The sequence below is a fragment of the Pseudomonas sp. FW305-3-2-15-C-LB1 genome, from assembly GCF_058787615.1.
On the sequence record NZ_JBYSZX010000002.1, the window covers coordinates 464,910 to 485,195 of the forward strand.

Genomic DNA, 20,286 nt, shown 5'->3' on the forward strand with positions numbered 1-20,286 from the left:
ACCATGCCTTTGACTCGCAAAGCCTACCGTGCCGCCCTGCTGCACAACCTCGCCGACCCCGCTGAAGTGGGCATCGAAGCCTCCTACGCGTACTTCGAAGACGGCCTGCTGGTGATCGAAAACGGTCAAATCAGCGCCATCGGCCATGCCAGCGATTTACTGCCGACCTTGCCCGTCGACATCGACATCACCCATTACCAGGACGCGTTGATCACCCCGGGCCTGATCGACACCCACATCCACCTGCCGCAGACCGGCATGGTCGGCGCCTATGGCGAGCAGTTGCTCGACTGGCTCAACACCTACACCTTCCCGTGCGAAAGCCAGTTCGCCGATAAGGCTCACGCCGAAGAAGTCGCGGATATCTTCATCAAGGAACTGCTGCGCAACGGCACCACCACCGCGCTGGTGTTCGGCAGTGTGCATCCGCAATCGGTGAATGCATTCTTTGAAGCAGCAGAAAAACTCGACCTGCGCATGATCGCCGGCAAGGTGATGATGGACCGCAACGCGCCGGACTACCTGACCGACACCGCCGAATCCGGCTACCAGGAAAGCAAGGCGCTGATCGAGCGCTGGCACGGCAAGGGTCGCCTGCATTATGCGGTGACGCCACGCTTCGCCCCGACCAGTACGCCGGAGCAACTGGCACTGGCCGGGCAACTGCTGGGGGAATACCCGGACCTGTACATGCAGACCCACATCAGCGAGAACAAGCAGGAAGTCGAGTGGGTGAAGGAGCTGTTCCCGGAGCGCAGTGGCTATCTGGATGTCTACGACCACTACAAGTTGCTGGGCGAGCGCTCGGTGTTTGCCCATGGCGTGCACCTGTGTGATGACGAGTGCGCGCGTCTGGCAGAGGCCGGTTCAGCGGTCGCATTTTGCCCGACCTCGAACTTCTTCCTCGGCAGCGGTTTGTTCAACCTGCCGATGGCCGAGAAGCACAAGCTGAATGTGGGCCTGGGCACCGATGTGGGGGGCGGCACCAGTTTCTCGCTGCTGCAAACCCTGAACGAAGCCTACAAAGTCATGCAGTTGCAGGGCGCGCGCTTGAGCCCGTTCAAGTCGCTGTACCTGGCGACCCTGGGCGGTGCGCGGGCGCTGCGGCTGGAAGACAAGATCGGCACGCTGCAACCGGGCACCGATGCGGACTTCCTGGTGCTGGACTACAACGCCACGCCACTGCTGAGCTATCGCCTGAAGCAGGCGAAGAACATTGCCGAGACGTTGTTTGTATTGATGACACTGGGGGATGATCGGACGGTGTTGCAGACTTATGCGGCGGGGCAATTGGTGCACCAGCGCTAATCCCATAAACACCCCAAAACAAATGTGGGAGGGGGCTTGCCCACTCCCACATTGTTGGTCGTATTTACAACTTTATGGACGAACGCCCCGGCTTCTTGGTCTGCAACAAATGCGAAAACACCGCATGCAGATCATCCGACGCGCTCTCTTCATCGAGGTTGAGCTTGCTGTCGATGTGATCCATGTGATGCATCATCAAGTTCACTGCCAACGCCGCATCTCGTGCCTCGATTGCGTCGATCAGCTGGGTGTGTTCATCGTAGGAACAGTGCGAGCGGTTGCCGCTTTCGTACTGGGCGATGATCAATGAAGTCTGGGACACCAGGCTGCGCTGGAAGCTGATCAGCGGCGCGTTCTTCGCCGCTTCGGCCAGCTTGAGGTGGAACTCGCCGGAGAGGCGGATACCGGCACCGCGATCGCCACGGGAGAAGCTGTCGCGTTCGTCATTGACCATCTGGCGCAGTTCGGCCAGTTGCTCGGCTGTCGCGTGTTGCACCGCCAATTCAGTGATCGCCCGCTCCACCAGGCGCCGCGCGAGGAACACCTGGCGTGCCTCCTCGACGCTTGGGCTGGCCACTACCGCACCGCGATTGGGCCGCAGCAGCACCACGCCTTCATGGGCCAGGCGCGACAACGCGCGGCGAATGATGGTGCGGCTGACGCCGAAGATTTCGCCCAGTGCCTCTTCGCTCAACTTGGTACCGGGTGCCAGGCGTTGTTCGAGGATCGCCTCGAAGATATGCGCGTAGACGATATCGTCCTGGGTTCCGCTGCGACCGGCCTTGCCGGCACGCGGTTGTTTCTTGAGAGGTTGCAACTGTTCGTTCATGGGCACTCGGGTTTGGAGAACGGCGGCGAATTAACGGTAATACGGCAACAGCGTGTCGCTGGCAAGTATCACCTAAAAACAGGGCACATTGTACACAACCCAATGCGCCAACACACTGTACGGCTGTTTGCGGCGTCGGCTGTATTGCAATGGGTCGCTGCGTTTGAGTTTAGGCTTGAATCCGCAACTTCCCTGGTAAAAGGAACACCTGTTCATGACCGATGCCGCCCAAGCGCCTCTGCGCCCGCTGGCCGACACTTCACCCTCGGCCGTCGTCGCCGGCTTCATCGCCATGATGACCGGCTACACCAGCTCCCTGGTCCTGATGTTCCAGGCCGGGCAAGCCGCCGGTTTGACCACGGCGCAGATTTCCTCATGGATCTGGGCGATCTCCATCGGCATGGCGGTGTGCAGCATCGGCCTGTCCCTGCGCTATCGCACCCCCATCACCATTGCCTGGTCGACGCCAGGTGCCGCGCTGCTGATCACCAGCCTGGGCGGTGTGAGCTACGGCGAAGCCATCGGCGCGTACATCACCTGCGCGGTGCTGGTGACGATCTGCGGCTTGACCGGCAGCTTTGAAAAACTGGTCAAGCGTATCCCGGCGTCATTGGCGGCGGCCCTGCTGGCGGGCATCCTGTTCAAGATCGGCAGCGAGATCTTCGTCGCCGCGCAGCATCGCACCGGGCTGGTGCTGGGAATGTTCTTCACCTACCTGGTGATCAAGCGCCTGTCGCCGCGTTATGCGGTGCTGGCCGCGCTGCTGATCGGCACCGCGCTGTCGGGGTTGATGGGGCTGCTGGACTTCAGCGGTTTCCACCTGGAAGTGGCGACGCCGGTATGGACCACGCCGCACTTTTCGCTGGCGGCGACCATCAGCATCGGCATCCCGTTGTTCGTGGTGGCGATGACCTCGCAGAACATGCCCGGCATCGCCGTGCTGCGGGCCGACGGCTACAACGTGCCGGCCTCGCCGCTGATCACCGCCACCGGGCTGGCATCGCTGGTGTTGTCGCCGTTCGGCTCCCACGGCATCAACCTGGCCGCCATCAGCGCAGCGATCTGCACCGGGCCCCATGCCCATGAAGACCGCAACAAGCGCTATACCGCAGCCGTGTGGTGCGGGGTGTTCTACGGGATTGCCGGGGTATTCGGCGCGACCTTGGCGGCGCTGTTCGCAGCCTTGCCCAAGGAACTGGTGCTGTCGATCGCGGCGCTGGCGCTGTTTGGCTCGATCATCAATGGCCTGAGCATCGCCATGAATGAGCCGAAGGAACGTGAAGCGGCGCTGATCACCTTCATGGTCACGGCGTCTGGCCTGACGCTGTTTTCCATCGGGTCGGCGTTCTGGGGGATTGTGGCGGGGGTGTTGACGCTGCTGATTCTGAATTGGCGCAAGGCATAAAAAAACGGCGACCCTGGGGTCGCCGTTTTTTCAGTATCACTTAGCCGCGTTGATCGGCTTTTCCGGATACCACACGTCCAGCAGCGGGCTGACTTCAGCCTTGGTCAGCTCGGAACGGGTTTTCAGCCAGGCTTCAACGGCAGCACGTTGCTCTTCGGAGACCGAGCCACGCTTCTGCAGGCAAACCAGACCGTAGTCATCGCCGCCGACGTAGCCCAGACCATTGGCTTCCATGGCTTCTTTGATGAATGCTTCGAGGAAAGCGTCGATAGCTTCTTCACTCAGGCCTTCTTTGAAGTCCAGGTTCAGTTCGAAACCCAGCTCTTGAAATTCATCAACGCACAGTTTTTTGCGCAGACGCTGGGAACGGTTAGTCGCCATTGGAACAATCCTCATAAGTAATAACGGGCGGCACTTTAGCAGTTTAAGGCGGCGATTGCCCGACTCTCTGGGACAGGCGGCACAATGGCGCTAAAAAAAACGCGCAATACCAGCTATCGTTCAGCTACAAGTAGATCAACCTTGGGGCATAATGCCGACACTTTCATGACTATTGAGGGATTTTTCTTATTTACCCCTCGCCTTTTTCACCCTCCTCAGCAGTAGGGTTTTACTTCTTATGATCAAATCTTTGCGTTCCGTCTTGCTCGCCGGTCTTCTCCTTCCGCTGGCCTTTTCCACCTCCGCTGCCCCCGTCAACAATACCCTGCCACCGAATGTTCAGCAGGCACTCGCCAAAGCCAAGCTGCAAAACACCGCGCTGTCCCTGGTGATGATTCCCCTGAACGGCCCCGGTACACCGACCGTTTTCAACGCCGATGTCTCAGTGAACCCGGCCTCGACCATGAAGCTGGTCACCACCTATGCGGCGCTGGAAATGCTCGGCCCCAACCACCAGTGGAAAACCGAGTTCTACACCGACGGCACCCTCAGCGGTGGCGTGTTGCACGGCAACCTGTACCTCAAGGGTGGCGGCGACCCCAAGCTGAACATGGAAAAACTCTGGCTGCTGATGCGCGACCTGCGCGCCAACGGCGTGCAGCAAGTCACTGGTGACCTGGTGCTGGACCGCAGCTTCTTCAACCAGCCGCTGTTGCCGGAATTCAACGACGACGGCAACGACGAGAACAAGCCCTTCCTGGTCAAGCCGGACGCGCTGCTGGTCAACCTCAAGGCCCTGCGCTTCGTGACCCGCAATGATTCGGGCCGGGTACTGGTATCGGTCGAGCCGCCGATTGCCAGCATCCGTATCGACAACCAGGTCAAGGTGTCCAACGCCAAGCAGTGCACCGGCGACGTACGCTATAACCCGGTCACCGCCGCCGACGGCAACGTGACGGTAACGGTCAGCGGCCAATTGGCCGATGGCTGCAGTTCGCAGACCTACCTGTCGCTGCTGGACCACGCCACCTACACCGCCGGCGCCGTCCGGGCGATCTGGAAGGAACTGGGCGGCACCATCCAGGGCCGTGACATCCAGGCACCGGTGCCCAAGGATGCCAAGGTATTGGCCCGGGCCTTTTCGCCGGACCTGGCGGAAATTATCCGCGATATCAACAAATACAGTAACAACACCATGGCCCAGCAGTTGTTCCTGAGCCTGGGCGCGCAGTTCCGCAATGACGCCGATGGCGACGATGCCAAGGCTGCGCAACGCGTGGTGCGCCAGTGGCTGGCGAAGAAAGGCATCACCGCGCCGCACCTGGTGATGGAGAACGGCTCAGGCCTGTCCCGCGCCGAACGGGTCAGCGCCCGCGAGATGGCGGCCATGCTGCAAGCCGCGTGGAAAAGCCCCTACGCTGCCGAGTACATCAGTTCGATGCCGATTGCCGGCACCGACGGCACCATGCGCAAACGCCTGAAGACCACCGCCATGCGCGGCGAAGCCCATATCAAGACCGGCACCCTGAACACCGTGCGCGCCATCGCCGGGTTCAGCCGCGACAACAACGGCAATACCTGGGCCGTGGTGGCTATCCTCAACGACCCGAAGCCATGGGGTGCTTCGTCGGTGTTGGATCAGGTGTTGCTCGACCTGTACCGCCAGCCGAAGGTGGCTGCGGCAGCACCGGCCCTCTGAAACATACTGGGGTGAACGGGCTTGTCCGCTCACCCCAGAAGCCCGCTCACCACGACGGGGCCAGTCAGCAAACCGACTGCGCTTCCACCCGATCCCTGCCCGCCTGCTTGGCCACGTACACGGCCGAGTCAGCGCGCAGCAGCAGCCCATCGATACCTTCGTCCACCCGCCAACTGGCCACGCCGAAGCTCGCGGTGACAATACCGACCGGCTCCATCGGCACGCTGCGCAACGACGCCCACAATTCCATCGCCAGGCTGTAGGCCTGAGCACCATCGGTGTGCGGGCACAGCACCATGAACTCCTCGCCACCCAGGCGGCAGAACACATCGGTGCGGCGCAGGCGCTGGCTGATGCGTTTGCACAACTCCTGCAATACCCCATCGCCGACGGCATGCCCATGCTGGTCGTTGATGCGCTTGAAGTGATCGATATCGAGCATGATCACCGACAAGGCCCCCGAGGTGCGGTTGAGCCTGACCATCTCGGCCTTGAGGCGGTCCTGGAAATAGCGGCGGTTGTGGATCCCGGTCAGGGAGTCGGTGATGGAGAGTGCACGCAGCTCTTCCTCCACCCGCTTCAGATCGGAAATATCCGACACGTAGCCATGCCACAGCGTCCCTCCTCCGGGTAACTCTTCCGGCGTCGCTTCGCCGCGAATCCAGCGCAGTCCGCGTTGCGGCAAGAGTACCCGGTACTCCTCCCGCCAATGGCTCAACTGCAACGCCGACAAGCGGATCGATGCGCGTACCCGCTCCGCATCCAGCGGGTGGATGCGCTCGAAGACCTTCTTCGCATCCTGCTGCAGCACGCCGGTCTCGATTTCATAGATATCGCGCATGCCGTCGCTGGCGTAGATGAATTTCCAGTTGTCTTGAGGCTCCAGGGTGAACTGGAAGATGCCGCCGGGCACATGGGCGCTGAGTTTCTTGAGCAGCCGATCCCTGGCCGCCAATGCCTCGTAGGCGCGCTTTTGTTCGGTAATGTCCAGGTAAATCGCCAGGTGACCGATCCACAAACCGTGGTCGTCCAGCAACACGGTGGCCAGCATGTTTACCGTCAGTTGGCTGCGATCCTCACGAACCAGGGTCCACTCGCGGGCTTGGTGCAGGTTGTCGGGGCTTTCCACCAGCATCGCCTGGCTTGCCGGGATGCGTTTGCCCAAGGCTACACTGAGGCTGGCGGAACGCGCTTCCAGTTCCGACGCCAGGTGCAGGCTTTCCAGGGTGTGCGTGCCCACCACCTGCTCGGCCTTGAACCCCAGCATCTGCTCGGCACCGGCATTGAAGGTATTGATGACACCGCGCAGGTCGGTGGCAATGATCGCGACCTGCGTCGCGGCATTCAGCACACTGCGCAATTGGCCGTGGGCGCCGCGTAATTCCTGCTCGCGCAGGCGCAACTGCGCCGTGCGCTGCTCCACCAGTTTCAACGCGCGCTGGCGTTGGCTGACCAGCACATAGAGCAACGCGCTGAGCAACAGGCTGAGCAGGCCGCCCATGGTCAGGATCGTGCTCAACGAGGAATGGTTGGCCTGGTCGAACACCTGGCTCGGACGCAGTGTGAGGGCATACACATGGTCACCCAGCGTGAGGCGGCGCGCCCCGACCAGATCACCGCTGGCCACGGCATTGCCGGACTCGAAAAGCACGCGCTTTTGCACGTCGGAGGTGTCGACGATCTGCATCACCAGGTTGTCGCGGTCCGGCTTGGGCAAACCGTCGGCCACCAGTTGGCGCATGCTGATCACCGCCATGACATAGCCGTAGGGCTCATTCTGGGATTGGTCGGAGCTGGGCAAATGACTGACCGGCGCGACCAATAAAACCCCGGTGGCATAGTCCGGTTCCACACCCACCAGTTGCATGGGCTGGGACACCGCCAGCTTGCCGGTGTTTTGCGCACGCTCAAGCACCGAACGCCGCAGGGGCTGGGCCAGCAGGTCAAAGCCGAGGGGTGCGCCCAACAGGCTTTGGGTCTGGCTGTACAGTACCGGTACGTATTCATCGCGCTCGGGCGCAGGGGCCAACTCACCCGTGGAATTCAACTCACAGATCATGAAAGGTGTGCCGCGCTGCGCGGACACGGCTTGCTCAAACTGACCGCGCTGTTCGCGATACACCCGGGGCGCCCAGGAGTAAGCGCGCGCGCGCAGCAACAAGGGCTGGGCAAAACCGTCAAACTCTTCGCGGGACACGTCATCGGAGTTGACGAAGAAACGCCGCAGGCTGTTCAGGCGTTGTTCCTGGTCGTCGAAGCGTTCCTGCAGGCGGGTGTAGCGTTCGTTGACCAACAACTGAAAGCGTTGGCGCACCTGCTGCTGATAGAGGTCGGCGGCCGCCCAGGCCACAACAGCCGTCAAGGCAAACCCTGCCAGCAACACCACCAATGCCACCAGCCAAGCCGACGCCTGCTCACTGATAAAGCCTAGGATTTTCGGGCGTACGGCTTGCAACGGCATAGGCAACACTCACAGCGCCAGCGTGCGGGGGGTGTCACTTTGGCTTGGCCTTAAGTTATAGCCACCGGCCTTGAATTTGACCAGCGTAAAAAAGCCGCAAACCCGGAATAATCCAGGCTTGCGGCCTGATTGACAGCCGTGTTCAGCGCGCGGTGATTTTCCATGCCCGGTGGATCTTCGCATTGCGTGCGAAATCCGGGTCGATGGTCTTGTCGCTGATTTCCTCGACCGCGTAGCGTTCGCTCAGGTTGTCCTCCAGTGCGAACTTGCGGAAGTTGTTCGAGAAGTACAGCACGCCGCCCGGCGCCAGGCGCGCCATGGCCAGGTCGAGCAACTGCACGTGGTCGCGCTGCACGTCGAAGATACCTTCCATGCGCTTGGAGTTGGAGAAGGTCGGCGGGTCAATGAAGATCAGGTCGAACTCATCGCGGCTGGCCTCCAGCCAGGCCATCACGTCACCCTGCTCCAGACGGTTCTTGTCGGAGAAGCCGTTGAGGGACAAGTTGCGGCGTGCCCAGTCCAGGTAAGTCTTGGACAGGTCGACGCTGGTGGTGCTGCGCGCGCCGCCCTTGGCCGCATGCACACTGGCGGTGGCGGTGTAGCAATACAGATTGAGGAAACGCTTGCCGGCTGCCTCTTTCTGGATGCGCAGGCGCATCGGGCGGTGGTCGAGGAACAGGCCGGTGTCCAGGTAGTCGGTGAGGTTGACCAGCAGCTTTACGCCGCCTTCGCTGACTTCGGTGAACTTGCCCTGGGCGCTCTGGCGCTCGTACTGCTTGGTACCGCTCTGACGCTCACGGCGCTTGACCACCACGCGGCTCTTGTCGATGTTCAGCGCCTGGGGAATGGCCGCCAGCGCATCGAACATACGCGCGGAGGCTTTTTCCGGGTCAATGGACTTGGGCGCCGCGTATTCCTGTACATGCACCCAATCGTGATACAGGTCGATGGCCATGGAGTATTCCGGCATGTCGGCATCGTACACGCGGTAGCAATCCACGCCTTCGCGTTTGGCCCACTTGCCCAGCAGCTTGAGGTTCTTTTGCAGGCGGTTGGCAAACATCTGCCCGCCTTCGCTCAGGCGCGCCTGCTCGACCACCGGGGCCGGAGCAGGTTTGATCGGGTTGCCGTTCTTGTTGTACTGGCGCTCTTGCGGCTCGGCTGGGGCCTGATCGTAGGCAGCTTGCTCACGCTCGGCCTGGCGCTGTTCCGGGGTACGACGTTCGCCGGTGACGAACTGGTCCGGGTTGACCTTGATCAGCAGCAACTTGCACGGCAACGCGCCGTTCCAGAACGAATACTGCTTGTGGCTACGGATGCCCATGCGCTTGCCCAGGTCCGGCGCGCCGGTGAACACTGCGGCTTCCCAGCCCATGCACGCCTGACGCAGACGCTCGCCGAGATTCTGGTAGAGGTACAACAGGCTGGCTTCGTCACCCAGGCGCTCGCCGTACGGCGGGTTGCAGATGACCAGGCCTTTCTGGTTCTGGTCCGGGCGCGGTTCGAAGGTGCCTACTTCGCCCTGGTACACCTTGATCCAGTGGCTCAGGCCGGCCCGCTCGATGTTATTGCGCGCAGGCTGGATCAAGCGCGGATCGGCTTCGTAGCCACGGATCCACAGCGGCGGCTTGTTCATGCCGATGGCGGCGCGTTCAGCGGCTTCGGCGTGCAGCTTCTTCCACAGCGCCGGGACATGACCGAGCCAGGTGGTGAAACCCCACAGCTCGCGGTTCAGGTTGGGGGCCATGTCGGCAGCGATCATGGCGCCTTCCACCAGGAAGGTGCCCACGCCGCACATCGGGTCACTCAGCGCGCCGCCTTCAGCGGCGATGCGCGGCCAGCCGGCACGAATCAGGATCGCGGCCGCCAGGTTTTCCTTCAACGGTGCCGCCCCCTGCTGCAAGCGATAACCGCGCTGGTGCAGGCTGTGGCCGGACAGGTCGAGGGACAGGATCGCTTCGCCACGGTCCAGGCGCAGGTGGATGCGCAGGTCCGGGTTGATCTTGTCGATGGACGGGCGCTCGCCAGTCGGGGTGCGCAGCTTGTCGACAATCGCATCCTTGACCTTCAGCGCACCGAAGTGGGTGTTGTCGATGCCCGAACCGTGGCCGCTGAATTCAACCGCCAGGCTGCCATCCGGCACCATGTGGTCGGCCCACTCGATATCCAGCACGCCGTGGTAGAGGTCTTCGGCGTCCTTCATCGGGAAGCGCTTGAGCACCAGCAGCACGCGGTTGGCCAGGCGCGACCAGAGGCACAGGCGGTAGGCGGTTTCCATGTCGGCCATGCCGCGCACAGCCGAGGTGTGCTCGCGGGCGTCCTCAAGGCCAAGCCCGACGGCTTCCTCGATCAGCAGGCCTTCGAGGCCCTTGGGGCAGGTGAGGAAGAGTTCAAAACGGTCCGACATGGGGCATTCCAGGCTTTTCAGCAATAAATGAACGGGCGACGCATCGCCGGCTCGGTTTTCAATCAAGCACTTTTCTTGAAGAGTGCTCGCGTGGCACGAATGTGCCGTCCCACCCCGGCTGCCGGGCCTTTGGGCCTGTAATGACGGGGCAGAGAAACAATTGGCTGTAACAAAAAGAAATATTCCGACCCTTCGTCGAATAATAACTGACTGCAACGGGCGGACATTCTCACTAAAGGATAAAACCCATCCTCTATGCAGGGTGCATCATAGCTGGCTTTGCCCGATAAAAGGGGCGAAAAACCATCCCAGCTTATCGCTATAGCATCGTTATCGTTACGTGCTTATGACAAAACGATCATTGAATCCATGTGACCTATTGGTTAGAACTCAACACAGGTTGGCGCCGTAACGACGCCGACACATCGGCTCGCCACGCCGGCAGCGAGCCCACCAACGGCAGAAAAACTCTGCCCGGTCTCGGACGAGGCCGAAGGATATCAAGACAGTCAACAAGTGAGGGAAACACCCTATGAGAAGACTTAAGCGTGATCCGTTGGAAAGAGCATTTTTACGCGGATATCAATACGGCGTTCATGGCAAATCCCGTGAGCTTTGCCCATTTACTCTACCGTCGGTACGCCAAGCCTGGATCAACGGCTGGCGAGAAGGACGCGGCGACAACTGGGACGGTATGACTGGCACTGCGGGAATCCACAGACTCAACGAACTTCACGCCGTCGGCTAATCAAGGGCAATTAATTCCGACACCACCTCTGGATTTATAACGACTTACCATGCACGCCCCATCCGGGCGGCGGGCTTCGGCCCAGGGGGCTCCTTTTCAGGAGCCCTTTTTAATGGATGGTTTTCAGGCTTTTGGCAATGCCGCGATGGCATCTACCGACTGGCGAATCAGCGCCGGGCCTTTGTAGATGAAGCCGGAATACAACTGCACCAGGCTTGCACCCGCGGCAATCTTCTCGGCCGCATGCTTGCCTTCGGTAATACCGCCGACGGCGATGATCGGCAAGCGCCCGGCCAGCTCCGCAGCCAGCACCTTGACGATATGGGTGCTCTTGTCACGCACCGGCGCCCCCGACAGGCCGCCCGCTTCGTCGCCATGGGCCAGGCCTTCGACGCCTACGCGGCTGAGGGTGGTGTTGGTCGCGATGACTGCGTCCATCCCCGAGTCCACCAGGGCCTGGGCCACCAGCACGGTTTCTTCGTCGCTCATGTCCGGCGCGATCTTGATCGCCAGCGGCACGCGCTTGCCATGACGCACGGCCAGGTCTTCCTGGCGCTGGCGCAAGGCTTCGAGCAGTTGCTTGAGGGAGTCGCCGAACTGCAGGCTGCGCAGGCCCGGGGTATTGGGCGAGCTGACGTTGACCGTGACATAGCTGGCGTGGGCGTAGACCTTGTCCAGGCAGATCAGGTAATCATCCACCGCACGCTCGACCGGCGTATCGAAGTTCTTGCCGATATTGATGCCCAGGATGCCCTTGTACTTCGCCGCCTGAACCCGCGACAGCAGGTGATCAACGCCCAGGTTGTTGAAACCCATGCGATTGATGATCGCCTCGGCTTCCGGCAGGCGGAAGATACGTGGCTTGGGGTTACCCGGCTGTGGGCGTGGCGTCACGGTGCCGATTTCAACGAAACCGAAACCCAGCTGTGCAAAACCATCGATGGCCGCACCGTTCTTATCCAGGCCAGCCGCCAGGCCGACCGGGTTGGGGAAGTCGAGCCCCATCACCGAGACCGGCATTTTTGCCGGTACCTTGCATACCAGGCCATTGAGCCCCAGGCGGCCACCGGCACCGATCAGGTCCAGGGACAGATCGTGGGAGGTTTCCGGGGAGAGTTTGAACAACAGCTGGCGGGCCAGGGTATACATGGGCGGGCTAGACTCGGATGGCGGCGAAAGGTGGCGGCGATTATAGCCGGGGTCACGGGTTGCGCGCGAGGCGCGAACCTCAATCGTCAGTAGCGGTGCGCTACCAACTGCTCGTAATACGCCCAGATTTTCTGGGCATATTGCATGCGCAACGCCTCACGCGCGGGCCCGGAACCCGGGCCTGCGTTGTAGGAGCCTACCGCCGTCCAGTTGTAGCCAAAGCGCTGGATGAACTCGGCGAGAATCGAAGCCCCTACCTCCACCGACAGGCAAGGCTCATTGAGCAACCGCTCCTCGGTAATACCTCGCTCGAGCAGGCGCGGCAAATGGCTGCTGTTGATCTGCATCAGGCCGATGTCCCGAGTGCCATTACGGTTCGTATCGTTTATCGCATGCGCACGAAAGCCCGACTCCACCGCAGCGATCGCCTGCAGCAATTCGGGCTCGATGTTGTAGCGGCTGGCCGCCTCCTCCCAGCAATAGGCCAGCGCCTGATTGCCGGTCATCATCACACCCAACACCAAGCCCTTGCTCCAGAACCTAGCCACGGCCTGCCACTCCATTGCGGGTATGGCCGCATGCCGAGCACACATGGTCCATACGGCCAGACGAGGGGCCCTCGATCGTCACCGGGCAAATGAAACGGTACCCCCGACCGTAAATCGTCTTGATAAACCCCTTGTCGGTGCCAAGGTACTTGCGCAGTGAATAAATGCAGCGTGTCAGCGACTCTTCGGCAACTTCCCCCTGCGGCCAGGCCAGCTCCAGCAAGCGATCCTTGGTCATCAACACGCCACCGGACATCAGCAACAACCGCAACACCAGCCCTTCCTTGGGCGGCAGCTGAACATCTGCGTCCTCACCGGTCAGGCGACCATCGTCGTGCAGGGTCCAACGCGCAAAAACCAGGGAAGTCGTCGTCCCTCCATCATCCATGACAGCCATGATTACCTCGGCATCCGACTACTGACATTGAAGTCCTCATTTGCATTACGGGTTCAAGTGCCCCTGCCACGACTATAAAAACCTGCCTCAAGGCTCACGTTAGGAAAAAGCGCAGACATCGCGCGTTTTTTTGGAACCACGCTGTAAGACGTTTCGCTACCCATCAACTTCAGGTAGCCAGGCGTGGTAAACCTCGTGCAACTCAACCCCCAACCGGTCTTCCAACTGCACCAACTCACCCAAGGCCAGTAATTGCCCGTTAACCCGAACCTCCACGCAATGGATTATCTCTGGCATCAAAGGCAACACCTTCCCGGGCGCAAACTTTGCCAGGCGCCGGCGGCTGATCAATTGTTCCTGAAGAAGAATTTCCAGATGCATCGGGCTAACACCTTGTTCACGGTGAGACATCGCGCTCAGGCCGTACAAACGCACGTTGAACACGCTCGTATTGCGCTGCCGTCAAAGGCGGTGGCCCTGCCCCCCCACCCGGCCCCAGCGTCTCACTGCCCACGGCCCTGGCCTGAATCACAAACAGACGCACTTGATCCGGGCGAGTAGTCGCCCGCCGTTCTGCCTCTCGTTGAAACGCGCCCAACCACAGACGCCTGCCCTGGGGCACACGCACCACACTGTTGACCCCCACCTGCCCCACCGCGGTATTTTTTTCACGCCGCCCCTTCTCACTCATCTGGCGCCCTTCCTCAATCTCAAGGCGCATTTCGATCTGGTTAGCTTCTGAAAAACGCGGCAGTACGCTGACCTGAGTGCCATAGCGCACAGGTTTCCAGTCAGTCCGGTCGTTTCCGGGGGGCGGTAGATAAAAGGTATGGCTATCCTGAAACACCGCCGGGACGTTCTCCTGAGTGAGAATCACGGGCAGTGTCACCACCTTCGCCCGTCGACGACGCTCCAATGCACCGATCCTGGCCATCACGCGGTTGTCATCCTGAGGCGCAAGGATTCGCGTGGTCGACATCCGGGCGTCTTCATCCCTGCCCAGGCCCAGTTTTTCCAGCTCGTCACGCTCAACATCCACCAGCCATAACGACACTTCGATCGATCGCTTGGGTATGTCGAGTTCAGCCACCAGTTTCTGGATGAAGGTCACCTGGGCCGGCTTGCCCTTGATCAGCAGGCTGTTGCTGTCCGGGTAGGCGATCACACCAAGGCTCTTGTCGGCCAGCAACCCCTTGTGCTCGCTGGCCAGCAGGGTCTCGATCATCGACGCCATTCCCGGCACGGTAACCGGGTTGTCGCGCGCGCCGTACTGACGGTCCGCCACATCGGTGTTAAGCACCTGAACCACACCAAAGGCCTGCGCGCCCACACGCAGATCGGCTCTTTGCCGGTCCATCAATTGGGCCAGGCGCATCACCTGATCGACGTAGTTAGGTGGGCCGGACACATAAAATGTGCGTGCCCCACTTTCACGCAGGGGATGGCGTGACTCATCGATACCCGAGCGGCGCATAAGGCCACGCAACTTGTCGACCGTAATATGCCGCAAGGTCACCGCAGAGCTCTTTGCCTCGTCAGCATCGTAGATATGCAGCGCTTGCCCGTCGCTGTACCAGATCAACCCCTGCTCTTGCGCAAGCGCCTCCAACGCCTGTTGCGGCGCATCGAAATCCAGTGCGGTGCTCAGACGTTTGCGCGCCACCGCCTGGCTGACAACGATGGGCACCCCCAGCGGCTCCGACAGCGCAGTGAACACGGTATACAGGCTTTCATCCCGAACCTGGTGAAGCTCGGCCCAAGCCAGCGCACTTCCCAACCACAGGCCGGCAAACCACAACCAACGGTGAAACCGGAGACGGAGCATCGTTACAAGGGATTCGGCGTGCACCGTGAGGGTTCCTGGGCAGTCTGGCAGTAAGAGAGCGGCCATACTGAAAGCCCGCCCGGTTTCAATCTTGATGGAAAGCTGACGGCCAGCCGGGCCTCACCACCCGTGGCATGTGCCTTGCTACGAACTCTGCATGAGAGCACGCGCCAACGGCGGAGCGCGCTACGGACAAAGGCGTCGTTACCCGCATTGGCTTACATCGCCATCTGAGGGAACGACGCTTTTTTTTGAAAGAAAAGGTAGGTGTTGATGAACGATTCGGTCGGCAACAGCCCGATGAACGACCCGCGGGCCTGGGTCAACGGCAGTGATGCCCCTGAAAAGAGCAGCCTTGACCTGGGTTTCATGGCCCTGAGCGACTGCGCCTCGGTGGTCGTAGCGGCCACCCAGGGCTTCGCTCAACCCTACGGCCTGACCCTGAACCTCAAGCGCCAATCGTCCTGGGCCAACCTGCGCGACAAACTGGTCAGCGGCGAACTGGACGCCGCCCACAGCCTGTACGGGCTGATCTATGCCGTGCACCTGGGCATCGGCGGAGTCGCGCCCACCGACATGGCCGTGCTGATGGGGCTCAACCAGAACGGCCAGAGCATCAACCTGTCCCACGGCTTGCAGCGACAAGGGGTGATCACTCCTGAGGCGCTCGACCGCCACGTGCACCAAAGCCGAACAAAACTGACCTTCGCGCAGACCTTTCCCACAGGTACTCACGCCATGTGGCTGTATTACTGGCTGGCGAGCCAAGGTATTCACCCCTTGCAGGACGTGGACAGTGTGGTGGTCCCGCCACCGCAAATGGTTGCGCACCTGCAAGCCGGACGCATTGACGGGTTTTGCGTCGGCGAGCCCTGGTGCGCCAGCGCAGTCAAGCAAAACCAGGGGTTTACCTTGGCGACAAGCCAGGCGATCTGGCCGGATCACCCGGAAAAGGTCCTCGGATGCACCCGGACGTTCGTCGACCAGTACCCCAATACTGCGCGCGTGCTGGTGATGGCGATCCTGGAGGCCAGCCGGTTTATCGAAGAAAGCACCGAAAACCGCCGTTCCACCGCACAATTGCTCAGTGGTCGCGAGTACCTCGACGCCCCGCTCGACTGCATCGAACCGCGCCTGCTGGGCGCCTATGACGATGGCCTGGGCAACCAGTGGCAGGATCCCCACGCCCTGCGTTTTTTCGCCGGTGGCGAGGTGAACCTGCCTTACCTCTCCGATGGCATGTGGTTCATGACCCAGTTCCGGCGTTGGGGCCTGTTGCGCGAGGACCCCGACTACCTCGGCGTTGCCCGCCAGGTGCAGCAACTGGCGCTGTATCGTCAGGCGGCAGGTGCGCTGGGGATCCCGGTAAAGGCCCAGGACATGCGCAGCAGCCAGCTGATCGACGGCAAGATCTGGGACGGTTCCAACCCAACCGAATACGCCCGCAGCTTCCGCCTGCATGCCCTGGCCAATGATTCCAACCGCCAGGCCTGGCGCTGACAGGAGAATCTCCATGCTGCGAATCCTGTTGATCAATGACACCCCGCGCAAGGTCGGCCGCCTCAGGTCGGCGCTGATCGAGGCCGGTTTTGATGTCATCGATGAGTCCGGCCTGACCATCGACCTGCCCGCACGCGTCGAAACGGTGCGCCCGGACGTGATCCTGATCGATACCGAGTCACCGGGCCGTGATGTGATGGAGCAGGTGGTATTGGTCAGCCGAGACCAACCCCGGCCCATCGTGATGTTTACCGACGAACATGACCCGAACGTAATGCGCCAGGCGATCAAGTCCGGCGTCAGCGCCTACATCGTCGAAGGCATCCAGGCCCAGCGCCTGCAGCCGATCCTCGATGTGGCCATGGCGCGCTTCGAAAGCGACCAGGCCTTGCGCGCCCAGCTCCAGGCGCGCGACCAGCAATTGGCCGAGCGCAAGCGCATCGAGCTGGCCAAGGGCATGCTGATGAAAATGAAGGCCTGCAACGAAGAAGAGGCCTACACCCTGATGCGTCGCCAGGCCATGAGCCGCCAGCAGAAACTGATCCAGGTGGCGGAGCAGATTATCGCCATGAGCGAGCTGCTCGGCTGATTTGGCTCAGCTCTTGCTAAGTATTCCGCACAGGTAACCAACGGCGGTTGCCCCTCCACGACAAAGACGTCGCACACCCGGTTTGCCCTCGCGAACCCGGTGGCGGCGTTTTTTCGTTTTGGCCTTCTTACAAGACTCCCAACCGTTGAGGTGCGTGATGAAATCAAGCTTCTGGAAATCCGGGCACACCCCGACCCTGTTTGCCGCGTTCCTGTATTTCGACCTGAGCTTCATGGTCTGGTACCTGCTAGGCCCACTGGCGGTACAGATTGCCGCAGACCTGCACCTGACCACCCAACAACGCGGCCTGGTGGTGGCGACACCGATCCTGGCGGGCGCGGTGCTGCGCTTCCTGATGGGCATGCTGGCGGACAAGCTGTCGCCCAAGACCGCCGGGCTGATCGGCCAGGTGATTGTGATCTGTGCCCTGTTCGGCGCCTGGAAACTGGGCATCCATAGCTACGAACAAGCGCTGCTGCTGGGACTGTTCCTCGGTATGGCCGGTGCATCCTTTGCTGTCGCGTTGCCGCTGGCCTCCCAATGGTACCCGGCCGAACACCAGGGCAAGGCCATGGGCATCGCCGGTGCGGGCAATTCAGGCACGGTGTTCGCCGCGTTGCTGGCGCCTGTGTTGGCGGCCGCGTTTGGCTGGAGCAACGTGTTCGGCTTCGCTCTGATTCCGCTGGTGCTGACGCTGATCGTGTTTGCCTGGCTGGCGCGCAATGCCCCTGAACGGCCAAAAGCCAAATCCATGGCCGACTACTTAAAGGCCCTGGGCGACCGTGACAGCTGGTGGTTCATGTTTTTCTACAGCGTGACCTTCGGCGGCTTTATCGGCCTGGCGAGCGCCCTGCCCGGTTACTTCAACGACCAGTACGGCCTGAGCCCGGTGACCGCGGGGTACTACACCGCCGCCTGCGTGTTCGGCGGCAGCCTGATGCGCCCACTGGGCGGTGCGCTGGCGGACCGCTTCGGCGGGATTCGTACGTTGCTGGGCATGTACAGCGTGGCAGCAATCTGCATCGCGGCGGTGGGTTTCAACCTGCCAAGCTCTTATGCGGCGCTGGCGCTGTTTGTCTGCACCATGCTTGGCCTGGGCGCCGGTAACGGTGCGGTGTTCCAACTGGTGCCGCAGCGTTTCCGCCGTGAGATCGGCGTGATGACCGGCCTGATCGGCATGGCCGGCGGCATTGGAGGTTTCGCCCTGGCAGCTGGCATGGGCGCGATCAAGCAAAGCACCGGCAGCTATCAGATGGCGCTGTGGCTGTTCGCGAGCCTGGGTGTATTGGCCTGGTTCGGCCTGCATGGCGTTAAACGTCGCTGGAGAACCACCTGGGGCTCGGCCGCCGTGACGGCTGCACGGGTCTGATGAGCCTGCAACTGAGCATCGCTCAGGCCAGTGCCATCGGCCCTCGGGCACAAAACCAGGACGCACTGCGGGTGGTGACACCCGTGGCCGAACTGGCGGCGAGCAAAGGCTACTTGTGCGCCATCGCCGATGGAGTGAGTCAGTGCGCCGACGGCGGCCTGGCCGCGCGCTCGACCTTGCAGGCGCTGGCCCTGGATTACTACGCCACGCCGCAGACCTGGAGCGTGGCCCAGGCCCTGGAACGCTTGCTGTCGGCCCAGAATCGCTGGCTGCAGGCCAATGGCGGTGGCCAGCCGTTGCTGACCACCCTGAGCGCCCTGGTGTTTCGCGGCCAGCGCTTCACCCTCGCGCATGTCGGCGATTGCCGGGCGTATCGCTGGCTGGATGGCGAATTGCAGCGCCTCAGTGAGGATCACGTATGGGAGCAGCCGGGCATGGAGCATGTGCTCAAGCGTGCCCTCGGCCTGGATCAACACCTGGTAGTGGATTTTCTCGACGGCCAGTTGCGCGAAGGCGAATGTTTCCTGCTGCTCAGTGATGGCGTGTGGGCAACCCTGGGTGATCACAGCATCCGTTCGATTCTGCGCGAGCAAACCGACCTGGATCTGGCGGTCAACACCCTGGTGAACGCCGCGCACCTGGCGGGTAGCCAGGACAATGCCAGCGCCCTGCTCGTGCGTATCGACACCCTCGGCGCGGCGACCCTCGGCGACGCCCTGGTGCAATTGCAGCAATGGCCGCTGCCACCGCCGTTGAAAGCCGGGCAACACTTTGAAGGCTGGCAGGTGCAAGGCGTATTGGCGCAAAGCCGACAGTCGTTACTGTACCGGGTGCGGGATGCCCAGCAGCAACCCTGGCTGCTGAAAACCCTGCCGCTGAGCCGCGATGATGACAGCGATGCCGGCCAGGCCTTGCTCGCGGAAGAATGGTTTCTACGACGCGTCGCCGGCCGGGCGTTTCCTGAAGTCCATGCCGCCAGCGGACGCCAGCATCTGTACTACGTGATGCGGGAATACCCCGGCCAGACCCTGGCCGAACTGTTCCAGCAGCACGGCCCATTGCCCCTGGCGCAATGGCAGTCGATCGCCGAGCGCTTGCTGCGGGCAGTGGGCATGTTGCACCGGCGGCAGATCCTGCACCGCGATATCAAGCCGGAAAACCTGCTACTGGGGGATGACGGCGAACTGCGTGTGTTGGATTTCGGCCTGGCGTACTGCCCGGGCCTGTCGGAAGACCGCGTCCATGCATTGCCCGGCACACCAAGCTTTATCGCGCCCGAGGCGTTCAATGGCGACCGGCCTACGGCCCAACAGGATTTATACAGTGCCGGTGTCAGCCTGTATTACCTGCTGACCGGGCACTACCCCTACGGTGAAATCGAAGCCTTCCAACGGCCCCGGTTCAACCAGCCCTTCAGCGCCAGCCGCTACCGCCCCGATCTGCCGGATTGGCTACCCCTCAGCCTGGACCGGGCAGTGGCGGCTCAACCTGCGCATCGTTACGAAACCGCCGAAGAATGGTTGCGTGTGCTGGAACAGGCGGACCGGCAGGAACTGAGCATTCGCCCCAAGCCCTTGCTGGAGCGTGAACCCTTGAAGGTCTGGCGCACTCTGGGACTGCTGTCGATGTTGATCAATCTAGTGCTGTTGTATTCACTCTTTCACCGCTGAC

The 20,286-nt window shown here is 61.6% G+C and carries 17 protein-coding genes; 8 read left to right on the forward strand and 9 right to left on the reverse strand.

The genetic code is table 11. The annotated features are described in order from the left end of the window. Positions 1-3 precede the first annotated feature (3 nt). Positions 4-1,308: a guanine deaminase gene (guaD, locus tag AC3WP7_RS05925; protein ID WP_102592785.1), complete on the forward strand. Its 1,305-nt coding sequence runs from the start codon at positions 4-6 to the stop codon at positions 1,306-1,308. A 64-nt stretch (positions 1,309-1,372) separates the two neighbouring features. Here the strand turns inward: guaD and AC3WP7_RS05930 are convergent, their stop codons facing one another. Next, complete coding sequence (locus tag AC3WP7_RS05930; RefSeq protein ID WP_015885332.1) at positions 1,373-2,137, reverse strand: GntR family transcriptional regulator; 765 nt, start codon at positions 2,135-2,137, stop codon at positions 1,373-1,375. Between the two features lie 214 nt (positions 2,138-2,351). Here AC3WP7_RS05930 and AC3WP7_RS05935 point away from each other — a divergent pair, with 214 nt between their 5' ends. Continuing rightward, positions 2,352-3,542 (forward strand): benzoate/H(+) symporter BenE family transporter, encoded by a 1,191-nt coding sequence (locus AC3WP7_RS05935; RefSeq protein ID WP_058427362.1) that lies wholly within the window; start codon positions 2,352-2,354, stop codon positions 3,540-3,542. 36 nt (positions 3,543-3,578) lie between these two features. Here AC3WP7_RS05935 and AC3WP7_RS05940 read toward each other — a convergent pair whose 3' ends face one another. Beyond that, complete coding sequence (locus tag AC3WP7_RS05940) at positions 3,579-3,923, reverse strand: YggL family protein (RefSeq protein WP_010208515.1); 345 nt, start codon at positions 3,921-3,923, stop codon at positions 3,579-3,581. Between the two features lie 238 nt (positions 3,924-4,161). Between AC3WP7_RS05940 and dacB the strand changes: the two genes are divergently transcribed. Beyond that, on the forward strand, positions 4,162-5,622 hold the full coding sequence (gene dacB, locus AC3WP7_RS05945) for a D-alanyl-D-alanine carboxypeptidase/D-alanyl-D-alanine endopeptidase (RefSeq protein WP_093514056.1): 1,461 nt from the start codon (positions 4,162-4,164) through the stop codon (positions 5,620-5,622). A gap of 64 nt (positions 5,623-5,686) precedes the next feature. Here dacB and AC3WP7_RS05950 read toward each other — a convergent pair whose 3' ends face one another. Both AC3WP7_RS05950 and rlmKL read right to left on the reverse strand, forming a co-directional pair. Beyond that, positions 5,687-8,083: a sensor domain-containing diguanylate cyclase gene (locus tag AC3WP7_RS05950; protein ID WP_093514057.1), complete on the reverse strand. Its 2,397-nt coding sequence runs from the start codon at positions 8,081-8,083 to the stop codon at positions 5,687-5,689. A 142-nt stretch (positions 8,084-8,225) separates the two neighbouring features. After that, complete coding sequence (gene rlmKL / locus AC3WP7_RS05955; protein ID WP_071491395.1) at positions 8,226-10,490, reverse strand: bifunctional 23S rRNA (guanine(2069)-N(7))-methyltransferase RlmK/23S rRNA (guanine(2445)-N(2))-methyltransferase RlmL; 2,265 nt, start codon at positions 10,488-10,490, stop codon at positions 8,226-8,228. Between the two features lie 532 nt (positions 10,491-11,022). On the opposite strand from rlmKL, the gene rmf reads away from it, so the two are divergent. Further along, complete coding sequence (gene rmf / locus AC3WP7_RS05960; RefSeq protein WP_002553055.1) at positions 11,023-11,238, forward strand: ribosome modulation factor; 216 nt, start codon at positions 11,023-11,025, stop codon at positions 11,236-11,238. A gap of 123 nt (positions 11,239-11,361) precedes the next feature. On the opposite strand, the gene AC3WP7_RS05965 is transcribed toward rmf, so the two are convergent. The 5 genes from AC3WP7_RS05965 to sctC form a co-directional block, all read right to left on the reverse strand. Continuing rightward, on the reverse strand, positions 11,362-12,387 hold the full coding sequence (locus AC3WP7_RS05965) for a quinone-dependent dihydroorotate dehydrogenase (protein ID WP_102592784.1): 1,026 nt from the start codon (positions 12,385-12,387) through the stop codon (positions 11,362-11,364). Positions 12,388-12,473: 86 nt separating this feature from the next. Beyond that, positions 12,474-12,935: a transglycosylase SLT domain-containing protein gene (locus tag AC3WP7_RS05970; RefSeq protein ID WP_092243316.1), complete on the reverse strand. Its 462-nt coding sequence runs from the start codon at positions 12,933-12,935 to the stop codon at positions 12,474-12,476. After that, a complete protein-coding gene (locus tag AC3WP7_RS05975) occupies positions 12,928-13,332 on the reverse strand; it encodes a winged helix-turn-helix domain-containing protein (RefSeq protein WP_092242736.1) in 405 nt (134 codons plus the stop codon). The genes AC3WP7_RS05970 and AC3WP7_RS05975 overlap by 8 nt, the downstream gene beginning before the upstream one ends. A gap of 156 nt (positions 13,333-13,488) precedes the next feature. Then, a complete protein-coding gene (locus AC3WP7_RS05980) occupies positions 13,489-13,713 on the reverse strand; it encodes a FliM/FliN family flagellar motor switch protein (protein ID WP_092242733.1) in 225 nt (74 codons plus the stop codon). A 16-nt stretch (positions 13,714-13,729) separates the two neighbouring features. After that, positions 13,730-15,157: a type III secretion system outer membrane ring subunit SctC gene (gene sctC, locus AC3WP7_RS05985; protein ID WP_102650589.1), complete on the reverse strand. Its 1,428-nt coding sequence runs from the start codon at positions 15,155-15,157 to the stop codon at positions 13,730-13,732. A gap of 273 nt (positions 15,158-15,430) precedes the next feature. Between sctC and AC3WP7_RS05990 the strand changes: the two genes are divergently transcribed. From AC3WP7_RS05990 to AC3WP7_RS06005, 4 genes are all read left to right on the forward strand, one after another. Beyond that, positions 15,431-16,657, forward strand: a complete 1,227-nt coding sequence (locus tag AC3WP7_RS05990; protein ID WP_092242727.1) for a CmpA/NrtA family ABC transporter substrate-binding protein — start codon at positions 15,431-15,433, stop codon at positions 16,655-16,657. Positions 16,658-16,670: 13 nt separating this feature from the next. Beyond that, complete coding sequence (locus AC3WP7_RS05995; protein ID WP_071491401.1) at positions 16,671-17,246, forward strand: ANTAR domain-containing response regulator; 576 nt, start codon at positions 16,671-16,673, stop codon at positions 17,244-17,246. Positions 17,247-17,403: 157 nt separating this feature from the next. Further along, positions 17,404-18,615, forward strand: a complete 1,212-nt coding sequence (locus AC3WP7_RS06000) for a nitrate/nitrite transporter (RefSeq protein WP_071491402.1) — start codon at positions 17,404-17,406, stop codon at positions 18,613-18,615. Next, positions 18,615-20,285 (forward strand): bifunctional protein-serine/threonine kinase/phosphatase, encoded by a 1,671-nt coding sequence (locus tag AC3WP7_RS06005; RefSeq protein WP_102592297.1) that lies wholly within the window; start codon positions 18,615-18,617, stop codon positions 20,283-20,285. Before AC3WP7_RS06000 ends, AC3WP7_RS06005 begins: the two co-directional genes overlap by 1 nt. The last annotated feature ends 1 nt before the right edge of the window (position 20,286 follow it).